At 44.8% G+C, this 2,313-nt stretch carries 2 protein-coding genes and 1 pseudogene; all 3 read right to left on the bottom strand.

All coding sequences use genetic code 11. From position 1 onward, the window contains the following. Nucleotides 1-191: pseudogene (locus tag BG32_RS04995) on the bottom strand (ABC transporter substrate-binding protein); the annotation flags it as partial. Nucleotides 192-358: 167 nt separating this feature from the next. Beyond that, on the bottom strand, nt 359-1,744 hold the full coding sequence (locus BG32_RS04990) for a PLP-dependent cysteine synthase family protein (protein WP_006487330.1): 1,386 nt from the start codon (nt 1,742-1,744) through the stop codon (nt 359-361). 25 nt (nt 1,745-1,769) lie between these two features. Then, nucleotides 1,770-2,313, bottom strand: a 544-nt coding sequence (locus tag BG32_RS04985; protein ID WP_147434833.1) for a molybdopterin cofactor-binding domain-containing protein, incomplete at its 5' end; no start/stop codon positions are given.

The following is a 2,313-nucleotide window of genomic DNA, read 5'->3' as shown; positions in this document are numbered from 1 at the left end:
AGAGTATCTCTGTAGCTTCCGGTGTACTGAACTTCGACTTCAATGTCGGGGTGCAACTCCATGAACGCATCTGCCTGCGACTGCAGGAAATCGATTCTCCACCCACCCATTGCATGCCAGAACTGGATAGTAGTTGCTGAGAGAATAAGTGAGAACATCAAAACGACCGAAACAAGAAGAAACTTTTTCAAAAGAATCACCTCCATAATTGGGATAGAATCTAGAGCTGAAGCAACTTCTCAGATACACAAAGAAAAAACCGCCCCCGAAAAAGGTAGGCAGTTTTCTCTTCGTCAGTACCACCGTGTTTTCATTGTACAATAAAGCTCACAAAAAACAAAACAAATAGTCATACTAATTATTCTTTGTTCCTTACGCGGTAATCGAGAAGGAGCTTGTCAATCTCTTCAATCTTTCCGCTTTCTGCCTTCCAGAAGTCCTGTGACATTGTCTTGTTCAGCTCTTCAACAGACCTTCCCTGTTGCTCAACCCAAGTATAGTACTTTAGATTGTGCCATCTCAATCTATTATCCATAGTCCCCTCGAATATCCAGTCTGTCTTTGCACCAAGAACATATGATTCAAATCTGTGTCTGGCTTCATCCCTGGTGAGTTGTCCATAAGTTTTGGACATGTTTTCCATCACAGAGTGGTAGCGGTCGATGTTGTCAGTCGCAATAGTCACGATGTTGTCTTTGTCGCTCATTCTGTAGTACTTCGCCATCTTTATCGCACCGACAATGTTCGCTACTCCTGAAATGCCAAAAATGTCGGCCATTGTATCGACATCGTCTGCTTTAAGAAACTCTTTCAAGAACTTCTTACCTTCTTCGTCGGTCATTACCTGAAGAAGTTTCTTACACTCGATATCGTCAAGCGCAACAACTGCATCGTTGTTCATTACATTGTGAATCCATGTGACGTGTTTATCCCCGATCCCCTGAATGTCGTGACCTCCATAACCGTTAAGTGATAGAGTCGGACATTGCACAGGTTCTCCAGCAACGATTTTAACTTCGGGATACACTTCCTTTATTCTGTCCCCACATGCAATAGTTCCTGCCGAGCCCACCGTTGCCACTACTGCCGAAACTCTTCCGTTGCCAAGCCTGAGTTCGTCCATCATTTCCAGAATCGTATTTCCAGTTACGTAGTAATGAAATCTATAATTACCGAGCTCATCGAACTGATTGAGCACCCGTACTTTTTCCGGATTGGCCGCTTTAAGTTCCTTCGCCTTATCGTAGATTTCTTTCACGTTTGACTCGCACCCTGGAGTTGCGAATACTCTAGCTCCATACTCTCTAATGATGTTGAATCTCTCCGCCGACATTTCTTCGGGAAGAATAACCACGGAGTCAAACTTCATTCTACAGCCGACCCATGCACCACCGATTCCGTAGTTGCCAGTAGATGGCCAAACCAGAGTATGGTAAGTAGGATCCACTTCTCCCCTCAACACTTTTTCCATCAAAATCGAATACGTTGCTCCTACCTTGTGGCTTCCAGTTGGGAAGTCTTTACCATACAGTACAACGATATTCGCATCTACTCCAGTGAACTCCTTTGGAAGAACAAAATAGTAGATCCTGTTATCGATATCTCTCCAGGAAATGTTGTAAAGGTTTATTGGATCCAGGGGATCTTCCTTTCTCATCTTCCATGCAATCTCTCTAGTTTTTCTATCGATCTTCTCTGGATGCAACATCTCCTCGAATGTTGGACCGAGTACGAACTTACCCATGCTAATCCTCCTTGTTTACGAACAACTATTCTTGTAAAGACGACCCATTTTCTAAGAGCTGAAGCACATATTCTGGGGTAACCGGAATCCTTCTAACACGCCTCCCTATTGCCATAGAAATTGCATTTGCAACTGCGGCAGGTACCGGCATCAGTGAAGGCTCCCCTATCCCCTTCGCTCCGTAAGGTCCCTCTGGAAAGGGATCCTCCACAACATCAATGACCAGTTCTTCGGGAAGTTCGTGGACAGTCGGAATGATGTAAGTGTTGAAATTGTCGGAAATGATCTTTCCGTCCTTTTGCTTCATGTCTTCGAATATTGCGTATCCCATCCCCTGCGCAAAACCGCCTTGAATTTGGCCAATCACTCCTTCAGGATTGACCGATCTACCGACGTCATGGGCTGTGAAAGCTTTGATAACTTTGCTGTAGCCTGTCGCCAGATCGACCTCGACCTGAACGACCTGGCTTGCATATGAGTAGGTGACGTATGCCTCCCCGATTCCGTTGTCCATATCGAATTTCAGTTTAGGCGTCTCATACCAGCCTGTTTCGAAAAGTTTCACATTT

Source organism: Mesotoga sp. HF07.pep.5.2.highcov (genome assembly GCF_003666285.1).
Taxonomy (GTDB): Bacteria; Thermotogota; Thermotogae; order Petrotogales; family Kosmotogaceae; genus Mesotoga; species Mesotoga prima.
Note: the sequence above shows the minus strand (reverse complement) of the source record. Positions and strands in the feature narration are given on the sequence as shown.